Origin of the sequence: Kribbella sp. VKM Ac-2568, from assembly GCF_004345365.1 — a bacterium.
Taxonomy (GTDB): Bacteria; Actinomycetota; Actinomycetes; order Propionibacteriales; family Kribbellaceae; genus Kribbella; species Kribbella orskensis.
Genome location: NZ_SLVF01000013.1, coordinates 162,648 through 183,922, shown reverse-complemented (window position 1 = coordinate 183,922; position 21,275 = coordinate 162,648). Strand labels below are relative to the sequence as shown.

General features: G+C 69.1%; 19 protein-coding genes. 11 read left to right on the top strand and 8 right to left on the bottom strand.

Features of this window, described 5'->3' with window-relative positions:
- Positions 1 to 15 precede the first annotated feature (15 nt).
- Positions 16 to 699, bottom strand: a complete 684-nt coding sequence (locus EV648_RS32990) for a hypothetical protein (protein WP_132299026.1) — start codon at positions 697 to 699, stop codon at positions 16 to 18.
- 173 nt (positions 700 to 872) lie between these two features.
- Here EV648_RS32990 and EV648_RS32985 point away from each other — a divergent pair, with 173 nt between their 5' ends.
- Both EV648_RS32985 and EV648_RS32980 read left to right on the top strand, forming a co-directional pair.
- A complete protein-coding gene (locus tag EV648_RS32985) occupies positions 873 to 2,945 on the top strand; it encodes a sensor histidine kinase (protein ID WP_132299025.1) in 2,073 nt (690 codons plus the stop codon).
- Entirely contained in the window at positions 2,938 to 3,588 is a 651-nt protein-coding gene (locus tag EV648_RS32980; protein WP_132299024.1) for a response regulator transcription factor, read from the top strand. Before EV648_RS32985 ends, EV648_RS32980 begins: the two co-directional genes overlap by 8 nt.
- Positions 3,589 to 3,737: 149 nt before the next feature.
- Here the strand turns inward: EV648_RS32980 and EV648_RS32975 are convergent, their stop codons facing one another.
- The 3 genes from EV648_RS32975 to EV648_RS32965 all read right to left on the bottom strand — a co-directional run bounded on the left by EV648_RS32975 (position 3,738) and on the right by EV648_RS32965 (position 7,993).
- The gene (locus EV648_RS32975; protein WP_132299023.1) at positions 3,738 to 5,798 is read right to left on the bottom strand and encodes a hypothetical protein; all 2,061 of its coding nucleotides are present in this window, start codon (positions 5,796 to 5,798) and stop codon (positions 3,738 to 3,740) included.
- Positions 5,791 to 6,987, bottom strand: a complete 1,197-nt coding sequence (locus EV648_RS32970; RefSeq protein ID WP_132299022.1) for a M20 family metallopeptidase — start codon at positions 6,985 to 6,987, stop codon at positions 5,791 to 5,793. The genes EV648_RS32975 and EV648_RS32970 overlap by 8 nt, the downstream gene beginning before the upstream one ends.
- Before the next feature lie 79 nt (positions 6,988 to 7,066).
- Complete coding sequence (locus EV648_RS32965) at positions 7,067 to 7,993, bottom strand: 5'-3' exonuclease H3TH domain-containing protein (RefSeq protein ID WP_132299126.1); 927 nt, start codon at positions 7,991 to 7,993, stop codon at positions 7,067 to 7,069.
- 203 nt (positions 7,994 to 8,196) lie between these two features.
- On the opposite strand from EV648_RS32965, the gene EV648_RS32960 reads away from it, so the two are divergent.
- Positions 8,197 to 8,637, top strand: coding sequence for an Lrp/AsnC family transcriptional regulator (locus tag EV648_RS32960; protein WP_132192114.1), 441 nt, complete (start codon positions 8,197 to 8,199; stop codon positions 8,635 to 8,637).
- 322 nt (positions 8,638 to 8,959) lie between these two features.
- Here the strand turns inward: EV648_RS32960 and EV648_RS32955 are convergent, their stop codons facing one another.
- The 3 genes from EV648_RS32955 to EV648_RS32945 form a co-directional block, all read right to left on the bottom strand.
- Positions 8,960 to 9,598: a bifunctional 2-polyprenyl-6-hydroxyphenol methylase/3-demethylubiquinol 3-O-methyltransferase UbiG gene (locus EV648_RS32955; RefSeq protein WP_132299021.1), complete on the bottom strand. Its 639-nt coding sequence runs from the start codon at positions 9,596 to 9,598 to the stop codon at positions 8,960 to 8,962.
- A gap of 10 nt (positions 9,599 to 9,608) precedes the next feature.
- Positions 9,609 to 9,944, bottom strand: coding sequence for a DUF4288 domain-containing protein (locus tag EV648_RS32950; RefSeq protein WP_132299020.1), 336 nt, complete (start codon positions 9,942 to 9,944; stop codon positions 9,609 to 9,611).
- Between the two features lie 223 nt (positions 9,945 to 10,167).
- Positions 10,168 to 11,634: a KamA family radical SAM protein gene (locus EV648_RS32945; protein ID WP_132299019.1), complete on the bottom strand. Its 1,467-nt coding sequence runs from the start codon at positions 11,632 to 11,634 to the stop codon at positions 10,168 to 10,170.
- A 165-nt stretch (positions 11,635 to 11,799) separates the two neighbouring features.
- Between EV648_RS32945 and EV648_RS32940 the strand changes: the two genes are divergently transcribed.
- The 8 genes from EV648_RS32940 to EV648_RS32905 all read left to right on the top strand — a co-directional run bounded on the left by EV648_RS32940 (position 11,800) and on the right by EV648_RS32905 (position 20,776).
- The gene (locus tag EV648_RS32940) at positions 11,800 to 12,861 is read left to right on the top strand and encodes an L-erythro-3,5-diaminohexanoate dehydrogenase (protein WP_132299018.1); all 1,062 of its coding nucleotides are present in this window, start codon (positions 11,800 to 11,802) and stop codon (positions 12,859 to 12,861) included.
- Between the two features lie 4 nt (positions 12,862 to 12,865).
- Positions 12,866 to 14,467, top strand: coding sequence for an amidohydrolase (locus EV648_RS32935; RefSeq protein WP_132299017.1), 1,602 nt, complete (start codon positions 12,866 to 12,868; stop codon positions 14,465 to 14,467).
- The gene (locus tag EV648_RS32930) at positions 14,464 to 16,032 is read left to right on the top strand and encodes a lysine 5,6-aminomutase subunit alpha (RefSeq protein ID WP_132299016.1); all 1,569 of its coding nucleotides are present in this window, start codon (positions 14,464 to 14,466) and stop codon (positions 16,030 to 16,032) included. The genes EV648_RS32935 and EV648_RS32930 overlap by 4 nt, the downstream gene beginning before the upstream one ends.
- Complete coding sequence (locus EV648_RS32925) at positions 16,029 to 16,787, top strand: OAM dimerization domain-containing protein (protein WP_132299015.1); 759 nt, start codon at positions 16,029 to 16,031, stop codon at positions 16,785 to 16,787. Before EV648_RS32930 ends, EV648_RS32925 begins: the two co-directional genes overlap by 4 nt.
- Positions 16,784 to 17,185: a hotdog domain-containing protein gene (locus EV648_RS32920; protein WP_241995826.1), complete on the top strand. Its 402-nt coding sequence runs from the start codon at positions 16,784 to 16,786 to the stop codon at positions 17,183 to 17,185. The genes EV648_RS32925 and EV648_RS32920 overlap by 4 nt, the downstream gene beginning before the upstream one ends.
- Positions 17,186 to 17,812: 627 nt before the next feature.
- The gene (lnt, locus tag EV648_RS32915) at positions 17,813 to 19,375 is read left to right on the top strand and encodes an apolipoprotein N-acyltransferase (RefSeq protein WP_132299014.1); all 1,563 of its coding nucleotides are present in this window, start codon (positions 17,813 to 17,815) and stop codon (positions 19,373 to 19,375) included.
- Between the two features lie 65 nt (positions 19,376 to 19,440).
- On the top strand, positions 19,441 to 20,241 hold the full coding sequence (locus tag EV648_RS32910) for a polyprenol monophosphomannose synthase (RefSeq protein WP_132299013.1): 801 nt from the start codon (positions 19,441 to 19,443) through the stop codon (positions 20,239 to 20,241).
- 1 nt (position 20,242) lies between these two features.
- Positions 20,243 to 20,776: an FxsA family protein gene (locus EV648_RS32905; protein ID WP_132299012.1), complete on the top strand. Its 534-nt coding sequence runs from the start codon at positions 20,243 to 20,245 to the stop codon at positions 20,774 to 20,776.
- Between the two features lie 75 nt (positions 20,777 to 20,851).
- Here the strand turns inward: EV648_RS32905 and EV648_RS32900 are convergent, their stop codons facing one another.
- The gene (locus EV648_RS32900; RefSeq protein WP_132299011.1) at positions 20,852 to 21,235 is read right to left on the bottom strand and encodes an RNA polymerase-binding protein RbpA; all 384 of its coding nucleotides are present in this window, start codon (positions 21,233 to 21,235) and stop codon (positions 20,852 to 20,854) included.
- Positions 21,236 to 21,275: the final 40 nt, after the last annotated feature.

The window sequence follows — 21,275 nt, the reverse complement described above, 5'->3', positions numbered from 1 at the left end:
GCCTGGTCTTGTCTCTCAGTCCTTCGGCGTGACGAGCTCCGGCTTGAGGGCGAGCAGAACGCCGAGCGTGGCGTAGCCGATCAACAGGTGGCCGCCGCCGACCCACCGGCTCGCGGCGTCGCCGAAGATCACCATCGCGGGGATCGTCACGAACACCCAGCTCTCGGCGATCAGCGGCCACCAGCGCAGCAGACCCCGCCAGCGTCCGGTGATCGCGAGCTTGATGCCGATCACCATCATCCCGAGCATCGACAGCGGCCAGCAGAAGTCGAGCACCATCAGCCAGGTGGCGTCCTGCAGGCTCCCGGGCAGTACTCCGTGCAGCAGCGACCAGATGCTCGCCAGTCCGAGGACCACGGCCTCGACCTTGAGCATGGCGACCGCCGGCCGCGACAACCCGGTGGCCCTGGTCCGGAACTGGATCGCCAGCAGGCAGAACAGCCCGAGCTGGAACGCGAGCCCGGTCAGATCGCCGATCCGCTCCTGCACGCCTTCGTTCACGGTGGCGAACGCGAAGATGCTCGCCGCCCAGGCCAGCGTGCCGGCGGTCAGCCCGAGCCCGAGCCGGCGGATCCTCGTGAGCTCGGCCGCGCCGGAGCGCAGTACTCCGGACCCCGGGAGCGCTGCGTTCGAGAACCCAGCCTCCGGGTCGGCGGTCAGGGCGACGTCGGTCCTGGCCCGCGCCGGTGTTTCGGTCATGACGGTTCCTTCCTCCCCTGGAGCACACGCCGTGCCCCTGACCAGAACTCTCGGCGCCGGTGCGACCCGGGCGGCAGGGCCGCCGGTCCTCCGTGAATGCCCGAAGTTGTCCCGTCCGGATCCGGGACAACTGACCCGCGACGGCGGGACAGGACCTGGGTGACAATGCAACGGTGACCGAGGTGGGGGAGCCGCGCTGGTCCACACGCGCGGGATGGGTGCCGGTGGCGCTGGCGACGGCCGCGCTGCTGATCTCTGCTGCGACCGTGGTGCTGGACCTGCGCAACCGCGGCGGGGTGCCGGAAGCAGCCGAGCTGGACTCAGGCTGGGCCGCAGTGCTCTCGGGACTCGCCCAGACGATCCCAGGCCTTCTACTGCTCAACAGACTGCCTCGGCACCCGATTGCTTGGATCCTGACGATCTCCGGCCTGCTGTGGATCGTGGACGGCTTCGCGTCCAGCTGGGCGGCGTACGCGATCTATACGAACCCAGGACTGCCCGGCGCCGCAGCGGCGTACTGGTTCTACTCCCGCTTCGGCGCCGTGTTGCTGCTCGGCCTGCCCTTGCTCATCCTGCTGTTCCCCGACGGCCGGCTGGTGACCGCGCGGTTCTGGCGCTGGCTGTCGATCGTGAGCCTGGCGCTGACGGCTCTCCTGCCGCTGGTGCTGATCGTGGTTCCGATGGAGGTCATGACGCGGTACCACGACGCCGCGCTGCCGCCGGAGATCGCCGACCTCGCACTGGACCCGTTCAGCATCAACCTCCCGTACGAGGTGTGGCAGCCGGTGCTGGCCGTCGCCTATGCGGCGGTGGTCGTGAGCCTGGTCGTCCCGTTCGCGGTCACCGTGCACCGGTACCGCGCGGCGTCGGCCGATCGCCGCGCGCAGATCCGCTGGTTGATGTGGGCCGCTCTGGTGGACATGTTCGTGCTCCTCATACCGCTGGAGAACCCACCGGTCGTCTCGAATCTGCTCTTCGGCCTCGCCATCGCCCTCACCTCGGCGGCGGTCGTCATCGCCGTCACCAAACACCGCCTGTACGCCGTCGACCGGTTGCTCTCAGCAACCTTCCTGTACGGCGTCCTCGCGCTCCTCGTGGTGGCGGTGGATCTCGCAGTATTCGCGGTGGCCGGTGGTGTGCTGGGGGAGCGGGACGCGGCGCTGGCTGCGATCGCTTTCGTCGCGGTGATCTATGCGCCGCTTCGGAGTCGTCTGTGGCGAGCGGTACGGCGACTGGTTCGCGGGTCCCGGGACGATCCCTACGCGACCGTGTCGGCGCTGGCCGAGAGGCTCGAGTCGGCGGCCGATCCCGACGAGCAACTGCGCGCGGTGGCTCGGACCTTGGCCGAGGCGTTCCGGCTGCCCTATGTGCGAGTGGAGATCGAGCGGTCGAGCGGACAGCTGGCGATCGTCGAGCACGGCCGCCAGTCCGGCCAGACAATCTCCTTGCCAGTCGGCTATCGGGGTTCGTCTGTCGGCAGGCTGGTGATCTGCCCGGGCGATGGAACGGCCTTGTCCGAGCGGGACCAACGGCTGCTGGGTGATCTGGTCAGGCAGGCAGCCGCCGCGGCTCATGCGAGTGAGCTGACCACCGAACTGCAGCGCGGCCGCAGTCGCTTGGTGGCTGCTCGCGAGGAGGAGCGCCGCCGGATCAGGCGAGACCTGCACGACAGCCTCGGGCCGAGCCTCGGTGCGGTGGCACTGCGGATCGAGACCGCGCGCAACTTGGCCGGATCTGCTCCTGAGAAGGCCGACGCGATGCTCGAACAGGCGACCACCGAGGTGGCTGCCGCCTTGGCCGATGTCCGGCGGCTCGTGCACGACCTGCGGCCGCCTGCGCTGGACGAGCTCGGACTGGTGCGGGCGATCGAGCAGCAGGCCGAGCGGTTCCGCCTCGGCGGTCTTCAGGTCTCCGTGGATGGCTCGCCGGGTGCATTACCCGCAGGCGTCGAAGTAGCGGCGTACAGGATCGCCTCGGAGGCGTTGACGAACGTGGCTCGGCACGCGGCTGCTTCGCGGTGCGACATCACCTTGCGGCTGGCAGACGGTCCCGCGCTGGAGGTGACCGTGACGGACGATGGCGTCGGGATCGGCGAGGACGTCGTGGCCGGCGTGGGGATGTTGTCGCTGCGGGAGCGGGCCGCTGAGCTCGGGGGAGTCTGTAGTGTCACCTGTCCGGCGGAGGGCGGCACCGTCGTACGGGTCCGGTTGCCGCTCGACGCGGTACCGGAGGTCGCGCATGTCTGAGGCGGTGCGGGTGATGCTGGTCGACGACCACCCGGTCTATCGGGACGGTCTGGCCGCGCTGCTGGGATCGCTCGACGGCGTCGAGGTGGTCGGGACGGCCGCCGACGGACTCGAAGCCGTCCGGCGGGCCGCGGAGTTGCAGCCGGATGTCGTGGTGATGGACGTGCAGATGCCGGAGCTGGACGGGATCGAGGCGACGCGGCGGATCACTGCCGACAGCCCGCACGTCGGCGTCGTCGTGCTGACGATGGCCGAGGAGGACCAGACGCTGTTCGCCGCGATGCGAGCGGGGGCTCGCGGCTATCTGCTGAAGGGCGCCAACCAGGCGGAGATCGTGCGCGCGATCACCGCGGTCGCCCAGGGCGAGGCGATCTTCGGGCCGGCGGTGGCGCGGCGGGTGGCGGAGTTCTTCGCCGCCGCGCCGGTGGCGACCGAGCAGAGCGTGTTCCCGCAGCTCACCAGCCGGGAGCGGGAGGTGCTCGCACTGGTCGCGGCCGGCCGCTCGAACGCCCAGATCGCTTCCGAGCTGTTCCTCTCACCCAAGACCGTCCGCAACAACGTCTCGAACATCTTCGCCAAACTGCACGTCGCCGACCGCGCCGAAGCCATCATCCGGGCCCGCGACGCCGGCCTCGGCCGCTAAGTCTCGTTTTTGACTGGCCGGGTCTGGGCGCTCGCGCCATCTACCTAGCCGCCGCGGCGGTCACTCTGGCCGGCCTCGGGCTCACCGCCTACGCAAGCTCCAGTGCCCGCCAGAGAGGGGCCGTGAGCTTGATCGACGGCTAGGCGGGATCAGGGCGTCGTCGGGAGGGAGCGGAGCCGGAGCGCGAGAGCCCAGTCCTGGTCGTTCGAGAGTGGGTCGGGGCGGTCCGCCGGGCGGCCGTCGATACAACTGGGGAAGACATAGGCGCAGGTCGGAAAGTCTGCTGCGGCGAAGTCGGTGAGCGAGGCGTCCCAGATCCGTCGTACCTGCTCGGTCGACGCATCGGTGATCGCCCAGTCGGGCAGGGCCGACAACGCCGTCGCGGTCACGACGCTCCAGTAGTGCGGGAAGACATCGCCCCAGAGCTTCTCCCGGCCGAACCAGTAGCCGTCCCAGTGCCGGATCGGCACCGAGTTGAGCCGGATGTGCGGCTGCGGCCCGCCGAAGGCCATCAACCAGCGGACGGCGTTCTCGAGTGCCGTGCGGTGCTCCTCGTCGTTTGGTCGGCCGTAGAGGGCGAGCAGTGTGACGAGCGGGGACACGATCGTCTGCTCGTAGTTCACCTCGTGCGCGGCCAACTCCACGCCCTGGCTGACGAACCAGTCGGCCGAGTCGCGCAACGGCTGCTCCACCTGGTCCGCCAAGGCGTCGTCCCCGGCTTGTCTGCAGAGTTCGGCGACCCGGCCCGCGGCCTCGGCCCAGCCGATCGCGAGGAAGTGGGTGCCGCCTCGCTCGGCCAGGCGATGCAGGATCCGTACGGCGAGGTCGAGGTCTTCGGACCGGCCGAACATCACCGCGTGATCGGCGAAGAAGTGCGCCAGCCACGGGTAGTTGTAGAGCCGGGATCCGTTATGGGCGCCGACGCTGCCGCGGAGGACTGTGCCGTCCGCCTCGATCAGATGGGTCCTCGCGAAGCGGGCGTAGCCGTCGAGCGCGGCGGCAGACTCTTCGGCGTCGACCCAGTCGAGTCTGCGGGCCTGCTGGACCAGGACCGCCATACCGACTCGCTCGGCGCCGTCCGTCCAGTCCGGCCAGTCGGGCGAGTGCATGGTCAGCCCGGTACTGCTGTCGACCGGCAGGAATGCGAACCGTCGCAGCCCGTCGGCCTGCTGATCGCGATGCGCGGCCAGGAGCACCCCGACCCGACGACGGACAATCGCCTCGAGACCGTCGGTGAAGAGCACCATCGCCCGCGCTGTGCGACGACTCTCTTCGACCACGTCGACGAACGCCGTCCCCGCACGCGATCGTTCGAGTCGTACTGCGTTCCCGTCCGTGGCGACCGGCACTCCGTCAATGGCGACCGTGGCGGGCCGTTGGAGGACGCCGGTAATGGTCTCGTCGGGGCCGGCGCTGTAGCTGTCGAAGGAGATCGGGGGATCGGTCGTCGCGAGGAAGGCCGCGCGGTCTTCGTGGAAGCCGACTGTCCAACTCCACGACAGCGCCTCGCCGGGCGGCACGGAGTACACGGGCTGGCCGCCGTTGGCTGTCGGGTTCCGAGCGTGGTCGGTGGGTTGAAGCATGAGGTGGCCGCGGATGTTCGAGCCGGTATCGGGATTGCGCGACTCGACCGAGTACGACCACAGGGCACCCTCGCGCAGCGTCAACCCCAGTACAGGTCCGAGGCCGTCCATCGGTTCGGCCAGCACCCAGGCCCAGGATCCGCCGGTCCAGATGTGGGCGTGGCAGGCACGTTCGAGGCTGTCCTGCGCTGAGTCGTAGACGTCGCGCCACGGGGTGGAGATCGCCAGGCTGCGAACTTCGATCGGCGCCGCCCCGCGATTCCACAGCTCGTAGGTCTCGGCCAGCGCCGCACCGCCGCGTCGGGTGACCACCAGCTCGAGACTGTCTCCGAGCTTCGTGTGCGTCGTTAGCCCGACCTCGCCTTCATGGACGGAGTCGGGCGCGCCCCATCGGAACGTGCCGTGATCCGTGATGACGAAACCCCGACCCCAACGATGCAGCACGGTGTGCCAGCGATCGGCGCCCTCCTGCAGGAGCCAGGGCGTGGTCGGCCGTCGCGGATGCCGGAACGCGAGAGGCGCTCCGTCCACCTGATCCAGCTCCACCTGGCCGACCCCGACGTCCCACAGGATCGGCCCGGCCTCGCCCTTGTCGTCCACGCTTAGCTTGCTGCGGAGATCAGCCACGCGCCAGGCGGCGTACGGCGAGCTCGGCGAGCAGAGCGGACGCGTCCGGGAGGACGGAGTCGTCGAAGTCGGCGAGCGGGGAGTGGTTGTCGGCCGCGTTCTCCGAGTCGGCGGCACCGCACGCGCTGAGGTTGACGTAGGCGCCGGGCACCTCGTTCAGCACGTACGACATGTCCTCCGCACCGCACTCCGCGTGCGCGCGCTCACGGAACCGCTCGGTGCCGAACAGGTCGACGATCGCCTGCCGGGCGAACAGGTACTCGGTCTCGTCGTTGACCGTCACCGGATAGCCGACGCGGTAGTCGGCCTCGGCGGTCAGCCCGTGCGCGGCGGCCAGGTTCTCGATCAGCCGGACGCTCGCCTCCTGCATCCGGGCGCGGGACTCGGCGGAGAACATCCGCACGGTCGCGTCGAAGAACGCGTCGTCCGGGATGATGTTCTCCTTCGTGCCGCCGGAGATCCGGCCGACCGTGAGCACCACCGGGTCGAAGACGTCGAACTGCCGGGTCACCATCGTCTGCAGCGCGACCACCATCTCGCATAGGACGGGGATCGGGTCCTTGCCGCGGTAAGGCTCGGAGCCGTGCGCCCCGGCGCCGACGACCCGCACGCTCAACTGGTCCGCAGCGGCCATCAGCGGCCCGGCCTTGCTGCTCCAGACACCGAGCGGATCACCCGCCGACTGCACGTGCAGGCAGTACGCCGAGTCGACCCGGCGACCCGCGGCCTCCAGGAGGCCCTCGCGAATCATGATCGGCGCGCCGCCGGTGGTCTCCTCGCCCGGCTGGAACATGAACACCACGTCACCGGCGAGTTGGTCGCGCAGGTCGTGCAGGATCTTCACCGCGCCGACCAGTCCCGCGACGTGCAGATCGTGGCCGCAGGCATGCATCAGCCCCGGATGCGTCGACGCGAACGGCACGTCGACCCGCTCGGTCACCGGCAACGCGTCCATGTCGCCGCGCAGCAGCACGACCGGACCAGGTCCGCCACCGCCCCGCAGTACGGCGGTCACCGACGAGAGCTCCTTGCCCAGAGTGATCTCCAGGTCGAGGCCCTCCAGGGCTTCGAGGATCAGGCCCTGGGTCTTCGGCAGGTCGAGGTCGTACTCGGGGACCCGGTGCAGGGCTCGGCGCAGTTGGATGATCTCGGTGCCGTAGCGCTGGGCGAGTTCGAGGGTGCTGGTCACGCGTTTCCTTCCACTTCGGCGAGCAGATCCGTCTGCCGGAACATCCAGGCAGGGAGGATCCCGGCGATCCCGGGATCGGTCATGCCTGGTTCTTCGGGCCGAGTTCGAGCGCGGCCATCACTCGCTGGGCGCTGCCGCCGAGCTCGAGCAGCTCGACCAGGTCGAGCCACCGCTCCGGGTCCGCCACCTCGGTCGGCAGGGTCGCGTCGAAGGTGCCGACCGGCGCGTCCGTCGCCACGGCGACCACCTTGGGGGCCACGTCGAGGTAGTCGCTCGCCTCGATGATCTTGCGTTTCACCGCCGGCGACATCGGCGTACCGGGGTCGGCCGCGGCGGCGCGGATCGCGTCGAGGTCGCCGTACGTCGTGATCAGCGAGGCGGCGGTCTTCTCGCCGATGCCCTTCACCCCGGGGAGCCCGTCGGAGGCGTCGCCGCGCAGGGTGGCGTAGTCGGCGTACCGGCTGGCGGGGATCTCGTACTTCGCCAGCAGCGCCTTCTCGTCGAGCACATCGGCCCGGCCGACGCCCTTCGCCGCGGTGTAGACGATGCGGATGTCGCGGGAGTCGTCGATCAGCTGGAACAGGTCGCGGTCGCCGGTGACCACGTCGACCGGCATCTTCGAGCGGTGCGACAACGTGCCGATCACGTCGTCGGCCTCGTGGTCAGCGGCGCCCACGATCGCGATGCCGAGCGCCTCCAGCGCGGCCCGGATGTAGGGCACCTGGACCTCGAGGCGGTCGGGCACATCCTCCACCTGGTCGCCGCCGGAGGTGACGAACTCCACCCGCTGCGCCTTGTACGACGGGATCAGCGCGACCCGCCACGACGGCCGCCAGTTGTCGTCCCAGCAGGCCACCAGGTGGGTCGGCCGGTGGTTCTCCACCAGCCGCGCGATGAAGTCCAGCAACCCCCGGATCGCGTTGGTCGGCGTCCCGTCGGCGGCCTTCATCGTGTCCGGCACCCCGAAGAACGCCCGGAAGTACAGCGAAGCCGTATCCAGCAACATCAACCGCTGCCCGGCAGCGGACCTCGTCTCACCCATGCCGCGATGCTTTCACAACCCACCGACCATTCCCACGCACCTCCTCCGTCTCACCCCTACGCATCCGGTGACTGGAGGGTGGGTGGTGTGGGAGCGCCTTCCTCGGCGGTGTCCAGCGGCGGGTGGATGAATGCTTGGGAAGGGTTTCCCAGAGTAGGGTCTGCGGAATGGAGGATCTGGATCGCAGGATCGTGGCGTTGCTGGCGTCTGACGGGCGGATGAGCTTCACCGACCTGGGCAAGGCGACCGGGCTGTCCACGTCGGCGGTGCACCAGCGGGTCAAGCGGCTGGAGCAGCGGGGCGTCATCCTGGGGTACGCGGCAACCATCGACCACACCGCGCTCGACCTGCCGCTGACCGCGCTGATCTCGATCCGCCCGATCGACCCGTCCCAGCCGGACGACTCACCCGAGCGGCTGCGGGACGTCCCCGAGATCGAGTCCTGCTACTCCGTGGCCGGCGACTCCAGCTACATCCTGATCGTCCGGGTCGCCACCCCGGCTGCCCTGGAGAACCTGCTCGCCGTGATCCGCGCCCGCGCGAACGTCTCCACCACGACCACGATCGTCCTCAGTACGCCGTACGAGCGGCGCCCGCCGGCGCTCTAGTTGGTGATTCGGCGGACCGCCACCACTCAGCAACCTCGCCGCTAGCTCACAGACGCGGCGTCGCCAAGCGGCGCGCCCGAGTTTCGTGTGTGGTTGGTGAGTGCTGGCGGTCCGGGGTACCCACTAACCGTCACGCCCGTCCAGGTGGCTGCTCCGCGCAGCGCCGGTGGCGGGTCCGAACACCATGCCGGGACCGCGGACATGAAACGGGGGCCTCGGACAAGAAATAGCCTGTCCGAGGCCCCGACTAGGTGTCCCCACCATCCATAACCACCGCTGCATCGCTCAGCCGGAGCGTCACCAACGCCCTGGCTGAGCACCTCTAGTCCTTCTGCGCCACCAAGATGCTGACGGACCGGCCGGGCTTGGCGGGGTACGGCTGGTGCATCTCGGCCGTGAGCGTGAAGCCCGCTGCAGCCAGCAGTGCTGACAGGCGGGGGAGCGGCAGCAGATGCAGCTCGTACGAGACCGGGTGCCCGTAGGCCTGCTCCGGCGCTTCCAGACCGTCGCCCGAGTGGGTGGCGACGAGCAGCTGACCACCGGGCGCAAGGACGCGATGGAACTCCCCGAACACTGTCGGCAGTTCGTCGGCCGGCGTGTGGAAGATCGAGAACCAGGCGATCACGCCGCCCAGTTGCCCGTCCGGCAGGTCCAGCGCAGTGACGGACCCGACCTCGAACCGCAGCGACGGGTAGCTCCGGCGAGCGATCTCGATCATCCGCGGTGACAGATCGACGCCTACGGTATCGAGCCCGAGCGATGCCAGGTAGTCGCTCACGCGCCCCGGCCCGCACCCGAGGTCGGCCACCCGAAGGTTGCCGTCGGCCCGCACCAGGTCGGCGAACACGGTGACCAGAGCCTTCTCCCACGGATGCCCCGGCAACTGGTCCTTGAACAGTTCGGCGTAGTCGGCGGCGACAGCGTCGTACGACGCCCTGGTGGCGGCTAGGTGGTCGATCACCGGCAGGACTCTAGTCAGGCGGGGAGCTGTGGCGCTGGTGCTCGGTCCCGGTGTCGAAGAACTCGTCGAGGTACTCCTCCGGTGTGAGGTCGCTGTCGCGGATCAGTGAGAACACCTCGATGCCCGGCACGATCTTGTCCACGTCGTCGCCGAGGAAGAAGCACTGCGCCAGGCCGAGGTACGCCCAGTCGGTGTCCTCGATGTACTCGAGTGCCTCCCGCTCGGCCAGCTCGATCGCGGAGTCGAAGTCGTCGGCCCGCCACAGCGTGACCCGTTCCTCGTACGCCGAATCAGCGTCCCGCCCCTCGTCGAGCCGGAACACACACCTGACGCTGTACCACCCCATTGGACCCACTCCCCGCCAGCGCCGCCGTCCCCTGTGCGACGACACTAGTGCCCCTCACCCGCAATCCGCACGTTATCTCCGGCGCCCAGGCACGCGCCTCGCGGCGTTGGAGCAAAGAACAAGATGGAAAAGCTTCGAGTCCTTCGCTCCGCCTTGCGATGCACGCACCTGAACACCGGAGCTGACGTGCGGATTCCGGGTGAGGGGCACTAGCGGGAAACCCTCAGCTGATGTGCAGCAGTTTCTGGGACTCGGCGGCGTTGCGGGAGGCGGCCGCGCGCTTCTCGGCTTCGGCGAGGGAGTCGCCGGCGTGCTGCTTCCACCAGTTCTGGCCCTCCGTCGGGAGGGTGTCGATCGGGTCGTAGTACTCGTAGGTGCGGTTCAGGGCCTGGGGGTCCTGCCGCTCGATGCCGGTGCGGTAGTTCTTCTTCCAGTACGAGATGCCACGGACCTCGTCGTACTCCGACAGCTGGTGCACCCAGCGCTTCCCGACGTACGGAACGTCGCAGACGATGCGGGGGGTCGCGAAGCCGGGGAGGTAGCCGAGGATGCCGTGCTGCAGGTGCTGCGCCTCCTTGACCGAGACCCGCCAGTGCTCGGAGAACGGGATCATGTCGCACATGTAGAAGTAGTACGGCGTGATGGTGGCGCCGTCGAGCAGCGCGAAGCACAGGTCGAGCAGCTGCGGCACGGAGTCGTTGACGCCGCGCATCAGGACGCCCTGGTTGCGCACGTCGCGGAGGCCGGCCTCGAACATCGCCTTGGTCGCCTCGGCCACCAGCGGCGTGACCGACTGGGCCGCGTTCACGTGCGTGTGCATCGCGATCATCACGCCGCGCTTGCGGCCGAGCTGGGCGACTCGCTCGACACCCGCGCGGACGTCGTCGGCGAGCCAGTGCTGCGGCATCCCCATCAGGGCCTTGGTGGCCAGCCGGATGTCGCGGATGTTCTCGATCTCCAGCAGGCTGGTGAGGAACGACTCCAGTCGCGGCCAGGGCATGTTCGCCACGTCGCCACCGGACACCACCACGTCGCGGACACCCGGCGTACGGCGCAGGTAGTCGAGCATGTCGTCGAGGCGCTGCTGCGGCTTGATCGTGAACTTCAGCTTCTCGATCACCGGCGTCGAGTTCCCGACCAGGTCCATCCGCGTGCAGTGGCCGCAGTACTGCGGGCACGTCGGCAGGATCTCCGCCAAGACCTTGGTCGGGTACCGGTGGGTCAACCCCTCCGTGGCCCACATCTCGTGCTCATGCAGGGAGTCCCTCGTCGCGTGGGGATGCGACGGCCAGTCAGCGCGGCGGTCACTGAACATCGGCAGCATGTAGCGGCGAACCGGATCGGCGTAGAACGCCTCGGTGAAGGTCCCCGCGTAGTCATCGTTGGGAACGATGGTGTTGAGCATCTGCGGGGGCAACAGCATGGACATGGTCGCGCGCTCGGCCTGGTCGCGGGCCAGGTCCTCGTAGACGCGCTCCTCGAGCAGGTGGCCCATCACGTCGCGCAACTGCTTGACGTTCTTCACGCAGTGCGAGCGCTGCCACTGGGCGGATCGCCATTCCTCGGCGGTCACGTCTTTGAAGCCGGGAATCCGGGTCCAGTCAGGCTCGACCAGTTCGGCCCGGGTATAGGCGTACGGCTGCCCGTTCAGTTCGGCAGCTGCAAGCTCCGGGCTGATCAGATCGGTCACGAGTCCTCCAGGGGGCTCCACTACGGCGTCGGTCTCATGTGAGGATAGCGATAGAACTTATGGTAGATCCATTAGAACACCGCAAGATTTCCTCTCTGTATCAGCCACAGTAGTATTTTGCCCGGCTCAACCGAAGTCTGGCCACATTTGCCCCAAGGAGGCCCCGTGTCGGACACCCCCGGTTCGCCGGTAGGACTGCACCGTGTGATCGAGCCCGCCGGCGTGTTGCCGCAGGCGGCCCAGCGGCTGGACGCGCGGGCCGAGCTGTGGCCGGACGAGGTGCGGATCTCGGTCGAGCGGCTCAACCTGGACGCGGCGTCGTACCGGCAGTTGGCCGAGGCGCACGGGGGAGACGGTGACGCGGTGCGAGCGGCCGTGCTCGAGATCGTCCGGACGCGGGGCAAGATGCAGAACCCGGTCACCGGCTCGGGCGGCATGCTCGTCGGCGTCGTCGCCGAGGTCGGCCCCGAGTCGCCCCTCGGAGTACAGAAGGGTGACCGGGTGGCGACGCTGGTGTCGCTGACTTTGACGCCACTGCAGATCACCGACGGCCTGGCCGACTGGGACGGGCGCGGCGAGCAGGTCCCGACCGCCGGACACGCGATCCTCTTCGCGCGATCGATCGTTGCCAAGCTCCCGGACGACCTGGTTCCCGAGCTCTCGCTCGCGGTGATGGACGTGTGCGGAGCGCCCGCGCTGACCGCTCGCGTAGTACAGCAGTATGTCGACAAAGACATAAAGCCTGTCGTGTCAGTTATTGGCGGCGCAGGTAAAAGCGGGTCGCTGTCGCTCGCGGCGGCGCGTCGTGCGGGGGCAGCCCGGACCATCGGCATCGTGCCGGTTCGGGCCGAGGCGGATCGCCTCGCCGCCGCGGGTCTGGCGGACGTCGTCGCGCTCGCTGATGCTCGTGATCCGGTCGCTCTGGCGAAGGCTGTGGAGGAGGCCGGGGGACCGGCGGACATCACCGTCGTCTGTGTCGACGTGCCAGGCTGCGAGCACGGCGCAGTACTGTCGACGGCGGCCGGCGGCACAGTGATCTTCTTCTCGATGGCGACCTCGTTCTCGGCCGCCGCACTCGGCGCCGAGGGGCTGGCCGCGGACGTCACAATGCTTGTAGGCAACGGATATGTGCCCGGTCACGCGGACTACGCGATCGACCTGTTGCGGTCCGAGCCCGGTGTGCGCAACCTCTTCGAGGGCAGGCTGAAGGCCGAGGGGCAGGATTAGGCCTGTGCGCACACTTCTGACGAACGGTTCCGTCTACTCACCCGCCGATCCCCACGCGACCGCGATCGCGTTCGACGACGGCGTGGTCACCTGGCTCGGCGACGACAGCAGCGCGGCCTCCTACGCGAACGGCGCGGACGAGGTGATCGACCTGCACGGCAAGCTCGTCACACCCGCCTTCGTCGACGCCCACGTGCACACCGCGCAAACCGGCGCCCTGCTCACCGGCCTCGACCTCGCCGGCGCGACCAGCCTGGCGGAAGCCCTGGACCGACTGGCCGCCTTCGCGAAAACTCTCGGACCGGACGAGATCATCGACGGCCAGGGCTGGGACGAGACCAGGTGGCCCGAAGGTCGTCCGCCCACGAGTGAGGAGTTGGACCGTGCTGCCGACGGCCGTCGCGTCTACCTCTCGCGTGTCGACGGTCACTCTGGCGTCATCTCGTCCTCCCTCGCCGCCGCGGTCGAGAACCTCAGCGCGCAAGCCGGGTACGACGCCAGTGGCCGCGTCGAGCGGGCCGCCAACCACGCCGTACGGGACGCGCTCGGCGAACTCGTCGGACCGGATCAGCGGCTGCAGGACGCGCGCGCAGCGGTGAAGTCGATGGCCGAGCGCGGCATCGGCGCTTTCCACGAGATGGCCGCGCCGCACATCGGCCCGGTGTGGGAGCTGCCGCTGGTTCGCCAGGCCGCCGAGGAAGCCGGTCTGGCCGCCACCTTGTACTGGGGTGAGCCCGGCATGTTCGACCGCATCGACGAATTCGGCCTCGCCGGACTGGCCGGAGACCTCAACGCCGACGGCGCTCTCGGCTCACGCACCGCCGCGCTCCGCGACCCGTACGCCGACCGGCCGGACCACCGCGGGCACGCGTACCTCACGGCGGAGCAGATCGCCGAGCACGTCGTCGCGTGCACCGAACGAGGAGTCCAGGCGGGATTCCACTGCATCGGCGACGCCGCCCTCGACAACATCGCCCGGGGCTTCGAGCTCGCCGCCGAGAAGGTCGGCGTACAGGCTCTCGTTGCCGCGCGCCACCGGCTGGAGCACGTGGAGATGGTCGACGACGCGGCGATCGCCACGTTGGCCCGGTGCGGCGTCGTCGCGAGCGTCCAGCCGATGTTCGACCGGCTCTGGGGCGGCCCGAGCGACATGTATGCCGAACGCGTGGGCGACCGCTGGGCAGGGATGAACCCGTTCGGCTCACTGGCTCGCTCCGGGGTGGTGCTGGCCTTCGGGTCGGACTCGCCGGTGACGGAGCTCGGTGGCTGGGAGGCTGTTCGCGCGGCCGCGTTCCACCACGAGGAGTCCCAGCGGATCACCGTGCGGGCGGCCTTCGCGGCACACACCCGCGGTGGCTGGCGAGCCGCCGGGATCGACGACGCCGGAGTACTCGCACCCGGTACGGCAGCGACGTACGCGGTCTGGGAGAGCGACGCGGAACTCGTCGTGCAGACGCCCGACCAGCGCGTGGCGGCCTGGTCGACAGATCCGCGGGCAGGCGTCCCCGTACTGCCCGACCTGAGCGATGAGGCACCCGTGCCTGACTGTCGGCGGACCGTGGTCGGCGGCCGCATCGTGTACGACTCCGAAGGATGGTCCTCGTGACCCGTGCAGTGAAGAAGCTCGACCTCGACCCGGTCACCGTGCGCAAGGCCCGCAGCCTGGCGCGCAAGGCCGGGCGGCCGATCGTGAACATCGCCAAGCAGCACACCACCGTCTCGGTCGAACGCGCCGTACTGCGGTTGGCCGGGCTCGCCGGCGCCGACACCGAGGGCATCCCGTGGGTGAACCGGCTCGCGGACACCGTGCGGGCCGATGTCGGTCTGGAGCACGGGCTGGCTCTGCCGGTCTGGGACGCGCTGGTCCGCGGTGAGGCCGAGGACCTGTCGGTGCTCGCGCAGAAGGCGGCCACGGGTTCGGTGACGTTCCGCCTGCCGGAGGGGCGCGACGCGGTACGGGCTCGGGCGGCGGCTCGGAAGGCTGCGGCGGCCGGACTCAGGAAGGTCGACGGGCGGCGTCGTGAACGCGACCGGATGATCAAGAAGCACGGTGATCCGGACCAGCGGCCGTGGATCTACCTGATCGTTGCCACCGGCGACATCTACGAGGACATCCCGCAGGCGCAGGCGGCTGCTCGCGCGGGCGCCGACATCATCGCGGTGATCCGCTCGACCGGGCAGTCGTTGCTCGACTACGTGCCCGAAGGGGCGACGCGGGAGGGCTTCGCGGGCACCTACGCGACGCAGGAGAACTTCCGGCTGATGCGGGCCGCGCTGGACGAGTCGTCCCGTGAGCTCGGCCGCTACATCCGGCTGACCAACTACGCCTCCGGGTTGTGCATGCCGGAGATCGCGACGCTGGCCGGGCTGCAGCGGCTGGACATGATGCTGAACGACTCGATGTACGGGATCCTCTTCCGCGACATCAACCCGATCCGGACCTTCGTGGACCAGCGATTCAGCCGGCAGATCCACGCCCGCGCCGGGATCATCATCAACACCGGCGAGGACAACTACCTGACCACCGCGGACGCGGTCGAGGCCGCGCACACGGTGACGGTGTCGCAGTTGTTGAACGAGTACTTCGCGAAGGAGGCGGGGCTCGAGGACTGGCAGCTCGGCCTCGGGCACGCCTTCGAGATCACCCCGGAGATCCCGGACTCGTTCCGGCTCGAACTGGCGCACGCGATGCTGGCCCGGCAGCTGTTCCCGGACGCGCCGCTGAAGTGGATGCCACCGACCCGGCACATGACCGGCGACGTGTTCCGCGGCTATTTGCTGGACGGATTCTTCAACCTGGCCGGGGCGATGACGGGGCAGGGCATCCTGCTGGTCGGCATGATGACCGAGGCCGTGGTGACGCCGTGGATCTCCGACCGCGACCTGGCGCTGCAGAACGTGCGCTACGTCTTGGGTGCCGCCGGCAACCTTCACGAGGACTTCCACCCGGCGCCGGACGGCTTCATCGCCAACCGGGCCCGGCAGGTGCTCGCCGAGTCGATCGACCTGCTGGACAGGATCGTCGACGACGGCCTGCTGAACGCGATCGGCGACGGCACCTTCGGCCTGATGAAGCGCCCGCAGGACGCCGGGCGTGGTCTCGACGGCGTCGCCCGCCGCTCCCCGGTGTACTACAACCCCGCGATCGAGCTGCTCGAGGAGGCGCAGTGAGCATCATCAGGCCGTATGGCGACACCACTGGGGACGGGATGGTGCAGATGTCGTTCACGCTGCCGGTCCCGCACGACAAGCGGGCCGAGGGCGCGGCGATCCAGCTCGCGAACAAGATGGGGATGGACCCGGCGCTCGTCGTGCACGCCAAGCCGATGGGTCCGGACTTCACCTTCTTCGTCGTCTACGGACCGGTGAACCACCTGGTCGACACGAGCAAGGTGGAGGTGATCGAGCGGGACTACCCGCTGCTGTCGCCTAAGGACGCGAACCTTGCCATCCGCAAGGGTCTGCGCCGCCGGCTGACCGTGGTGGGCGCCTGCATCGGGACCGACGCGCACACCGTCGGGATCGACGCGATCATGAACATCAAGGGATTCGCGGGGGAGAAGGGCCTGGAGTACTACCGGGAGCTGAAGGTGGTCAACCTCGGCGCCCAGGTCGCCGTACCGGAGCTGGTCCGGCGGGCCAGGGCGGAGAAGGCGGACGCGATCCTGGTCTCGCAGGTGGTCACCCAGCGGGAGGCGCACGTGCTGAACACCAAGGAGATGTCGGCCGCGTTCCGCGAGGCGTACTCCGAGGACACCCGGCCGGTACTGGTTGCCGGCGGCCCCCGTTTCACCGAGGCGATGGCCGGCGAGCTCGGGGTGGACCGGGTCTTCGGCCGCGGTACCACGCCCGGCGAGGTGGCCAGCTACCTGGTCGATGCCCTCGTCACCCGTCGCAAGCACACCCCGAGCCGGAGAACCGCATGACCACGTCGATGACCAAGGCAACGATCGGCCTGACCGTGACGCACCGCCGCTACGTGCCCTACAGCCACGCGCACTACGCGGGGAACCTGGTCGACGGGGCGTACGTGCTCGGCCTGTTCGGCGACGTCGCGACCGAGGTGTGCATCCAGGCCGACGGAGATGAAGGTCTTTTCGCTTCCTACTCGGACGTGCAGTTCCTGCAGCCGTTGCGGGCCGGCGACGTGGTGGAGACGAAGGCAACGATCACCCGGGTGGGCAACCGCAGCCGCGAGATCGAGTTCGTCGCGACCGTCGTCTGCCGGGGCCGGACGGACTTGTCGGAGTCCGCGGCCGAGGTGCTGGCCGAGCCGCTGGAGATCACCCGGGCCACCGGCACCGTCGTCGTACCAGCTGGATGACGATTCGCTGTCGGTGACGGTTAGTTGCCCTGGGTAACGAACACGGCGAGTGCCGAGACGGCTCTGTAACGTGACCCCGGGTCATTGAGCGGCGTTGAGCCTGGCAGGCCGGGCAAAAGTGTTACAACGGCTTGAAGGAGCCCTCGGAGAGGTTGACACCACGCCTGCGAACGAGCATGGTTTTGGGAGTCGTCATATCCCGTTTCTTCAACGGATACAAGAAGTTCGGCCACCGGATGATCCCGCGACGCTGACCAGGCCAGTGCCAGGCCTGAGTCGACGGGGGCTGAGATCGCTGGTGGTTAGCCCCCCGCGGGGCAGAGGTGGAAGAGGCTCGGCGCCCAGTAGACAACAGCCGACGGGCTCGCAACCAGCGGGTCCCCGGTTGGTCCGAAGGAGCGCCGAGCCTCTTTCCTCTTCCCCGAACAACGCCCGACCTCAGCACGGGACCTGAGCCGGAGCGACCACTACGTTTACCAAGCCCCCGCTACGCTGATGAGGCCCGTTCGGTCTCGTATCTCCTGTCGTGCACCTCACGGCTACTGACCGGATACATCCCGGTCCGTCGTACGTTGTACCGTCGTGCGACCGGTGTGTGCCGGCACGGTGAGGCGAGGGGGTACCTGAGTGGAGCGGCTGAAGGCGTTGGGTCGGATCCTGCCGAGGCTGATCGTGGCCGTCGGCGCCGGTGCTCTGCTCGGCCTGGCCTTCGAGCCCCACGACCACCCGTGGCTCGCCTTCCTCGCCGTACCGCTGCTGCTCGCCGCGCTGAACGGCGTCTCGATGAAAGCCGGCTTCCTGATCGGTTCCGGCTTCGGCATCACGTACTACGCGGTGCTGGTCCCGTGGCTGAGCATCATCGGCGGGGACGCGGCCATCGCGCTGGCGATCCTCGAGGGCCTCTTCTACGGCGTCTTCGGGATGTTCGCGAGCCAGACGCTGAAGCACAAGCTCTGGATCCTCTGGGTGCCCTGCCTCTGGGTGGCCACGGAGTTCGCCACCGCCTCGGTGCCGTTCGGCGGATTCCCGTGGGGGCGGCTCGCCTGGGCCTTCGCCGACTCGCCGCTCGGCAAGCTCGCCTCACTGGTAGGCATCCCCGGCCTCAGCTTCGCCGTCGCCCTCATCGGTGTCCTCCTCTACGCCGTACTGCGGCGCAAGAGCGGGCTCGGCCTGCGGGCGGTCGCGCTGGTCGGCGCGATCGCGATCTTCGGCGGCGCTTCGCTGATCTCGCTGTCCACCGAGGGGAACGGCAAGGACGTCACCGCGGCGATGGTGCAGGGCAACGTCCCGGGCAAGGGGCTGGAGTTCCTCGGCCGCGCCCGCACGGTCACCCGCAACCACCTGACCGCGACGCTCGACCTGCAGAAGCAGGTGGAGGCCGGGACCCAGTTGAAGCCGGACGTCGTGATCTGGCCGGAGAACTCGACCGACATCGATCCCTACAAGGACGCCGAGACCCGGCAGGACATCGAGGAGGCCGTCAAGGCGGTCAACGTGCCGATCCTGGTCGGCGCGGTGCTCGAGGGTCCCGGACCGAACGAGCGCCAGACCACCGGCATCGTCTGGGATCCCGTCAAGGGTGCGGGCCAGCGGTACGCCAAGCGGCACCCGGTGCCCTTCGGCGAGTACATCCCGTTCCGCGACCAGTTGCTGCCCTATATCAAGCGGCTGGAGATGGTCGGCCGCCAGACGGCGCCCGGCAAGACCCCCGGCGTGCTGCCGATCAACGGCGTCACCTACGGCGACGTGATCTGCTTCGAGGTCGCGTACGACGGCGTCGTGGCGGACGTGATGAAGGGCGGCGCCCAGATCCTGGTGGTGCAGACGAACAACGCGACGTACGGCGGCACCGGTCAGCCGGAGCAGCAGTTCGCGATCACCCGGATGCGCGCGATCGAGACCGGCCGGACCGTGCTGATCGCCTCGACCAGCGGCATCTCCGGCGTGATCCAGCCGGACGGCAAGGTGGAGCACAAGTCGTCGCAGTTCGTGCCCGACGTGTATGTCGCCCAGGTCCCGGTCCGCGATGCCAAGACGCTGGCCACCACCCTCGGCGGCTGGCCGCAGTGGATCTTGACCGGCCTGGGGATCATGGGGGCAGTGCTGGCGTTGTTCGCGCGACGCCGGCGCCGCGACGGCCCGGAGACCCCGCCGGCGTCGACGCCCAGCCGCGAAAAAGTCCCGGCCTGACTTCCCTGGCCGGGACACCGGACCCCGGTGCCAGTGTGGGCGCCGGAGCTAGGAGAGCCAGCAACGTGAGTACGCCCGACGGATCCGCCGAGCAGGGCTTCGGCGAGCTCGGCCGGATCCTGGTCATCATCCCGACGTACAACGAGGCCGAGAACATCGAGCCCATCGTGGCGCGGGTCCGCGACGCGGTGCCCGAGGCGCACGTGCTGATCGCGGACGACAACTCGCCCGACGGCACCGGCGACCTGGCCGACAAGCTGGCCGCGAACGACGACAACGTGCAGGTGCTGCACCGGCTCGGCAAGGAGGGCCTGGGCGCCGCCTACATCGCCGGCTTCCGCTGGGGCCTCGACAACGGGTATGGCGTGCTCGTGGAGCACGACGCCGACGGCTCGCACCAGCCCGAGCAACTACCCCGGCTGCTGGGCGCGCTCCGTGATGCCGACCTGGTGCTTGGCTCGCGCTACGTCAAGGGCGGCGAGGTGCAGAACTGGCCGAAGTCGCGGGAGATCCTCAGCCGCGGCGGCAACATCTACACCCGCCTCGCGCTGGGCATCCCGCTGCAGGACGCCACCGGCGGGTACCGCGCGTTCCGGCGGGAGACCCTGGAAGGCATCGGCCTGGACGAGGTCGCCTCGGCCGGGTACTGCTTCCAGGTCGATCTCGCCTTGCGGGCGATCAAGGCCGGCTTCAAAGTGGTCGAAGTACCGATCACGTTCGTCGAGCGGGAGCGCGGTCAGTCGAAGATGTCGCAGTCGATCGTGATCGAGGCGATGGTGCGGGTCGGCCGCTGGGGGCTCGCGTACCGGGCCGCCCAGGTCCGTGGCCTGTTCACCGGCAAGACTGCTGCCAACAAGGGAGGCTGAGATGCCCTGGTTCGTCGCGGTCCTACTGCTGGTCGTCCCGATCGTCGAGATCTACGTGATCATCCAGATCGGTCAGGTGATCGGCGGCTGGCCGACGGTCGGCTTGCTGCTCATCGAGAGCGCGCTCGGCGCCTGGCTGATCAAGCGCGAGGGCCGCCGGGCCTGGAACGCGCTCCGTACGTCGACGCAGACCGGCCGGATGCCGGGCAAGGAGCTCGCCGACGCGGCGCTGATCCTGGTGGGCGGCACGCTGCTGCTGACGCCCGGGTTCGTCACGGACATCTTCGGGTTCTTCTTCGTGCTGCCCTTCACCCGGCCGCTGGCCCGCAAGGTGCTGTCCGCGTTCCTCGGCCGGCGGATCGTCAGCCAGCTCGGAGGCAACCCGATCACCGGCTTCATGCCGGGCACGTATCGTCCGCCGACGGCCGAGCAGGCAGAGAACGCCCGCCGGACCAACGACGACATCGTCCAGGGCGAGGTCATCGACCCCGACGACGGCCCCAAGGATCAGCCCAAGGACCGACCCAAGCCATAGAGCCGGCCGCTGCTACCCGGACATGTTGAACGGGCCGTCACCGCTGCTGCGGGGACGGCCCGTTCTGGGTCTTGATCAGGCGCTGCGCTTGCCGGTGGCGCGGGTGCGGTGCAGGTGCGCCGGTCCGATCTCACCGGACCTCAGCAACTGGACTCGCTCCGCGAGCAGCTCCTCCAGCTCGGAGATGCTGCGACGCTCACGCAGCATGTCCCAGTGCGTGCGAGCCGGCTTCTCCTGCTTCGGCTCCGGCTTCTCACCGGTCGAACGGGCGGCCTCGCTGCCGCAGTGAGGGCATTCCCAGACCGCGGGCACCTCGGCGTCGTGCGCCATGGTGACCTCGACCACATGGCCGCGCGGGCAGTCGTAAGTGATCATCTGGCGCGGCGCGAACTCCACGCCGCGGTCATCCTCGAAGCTGACCCCACCCAGCCCCGAACCACGCAGAACGCGATTAGACATGTCAAACCTCCGAGATTCGTCATCCGTGCCAACGGTCGGC

Excerpts from the sequence above, each read along its gene's own strand:
- EV648_RS32990 (WP_132299026.1), bottom strand. The coding sequence starts at position 699 with ATGACCGAAACACCGGCGCGGGCCAGGACCGACGTCGCCCTGACCGCC.
- EV648_RS32980 (WP_132299024.1), top strand. The coding sequence starts at position 2,938 with ATGTCTGAGGCGGTGCGGGTGATGCTGGTCGACGACCACCCGGTCTAT.
- EV648_RS32965 (WP_132299126.1), bottom strand. The coding sequence starts at position 7,993 with ATGTTGCTGGATACGGCTTCGCTGTACTTCCGGGCGTTCTTCGGGGTG.
- EV648_RS32960 (WP_132192114.1), top strand. The coding sequence starts at position 8,197 with ATGGAGGATCTGGATCGCAGGATCGTGGCGTTGCTGGCGTCTGACGGG.
- EV648_RS32950 (WP_132299020.1), bottom strand. The coding sequence starts at position 9,944 with ATGGGGTGGTACAGCGTCAGGTGTGTGTTCCGGCTCGACGAGGGGCGG.
- EV648_RS32920 (WP_241995826.1), top strand. The coding sequence starts at position 16,784 with ATGACCACGTCGATGACCAAGGCAACGATCGGCCTGACCGTGACGCAC.
- EV648_RS32905 (WP_132299012.1), top strand. The coding sequence starts at position 20,243 with ATGCCCTGGTTCGTCGCGGTCCTACTGCTGGTCGTCCCGATCGTCGAG.
- EV648_RS32900 (WP_132299011.1), bottom strand. The coding sequence starts at position 21,235 with ATGTCTAATCGCGTTCTGCGTGGTTCGGGGCTGGGTGGGGTCAGCTTC.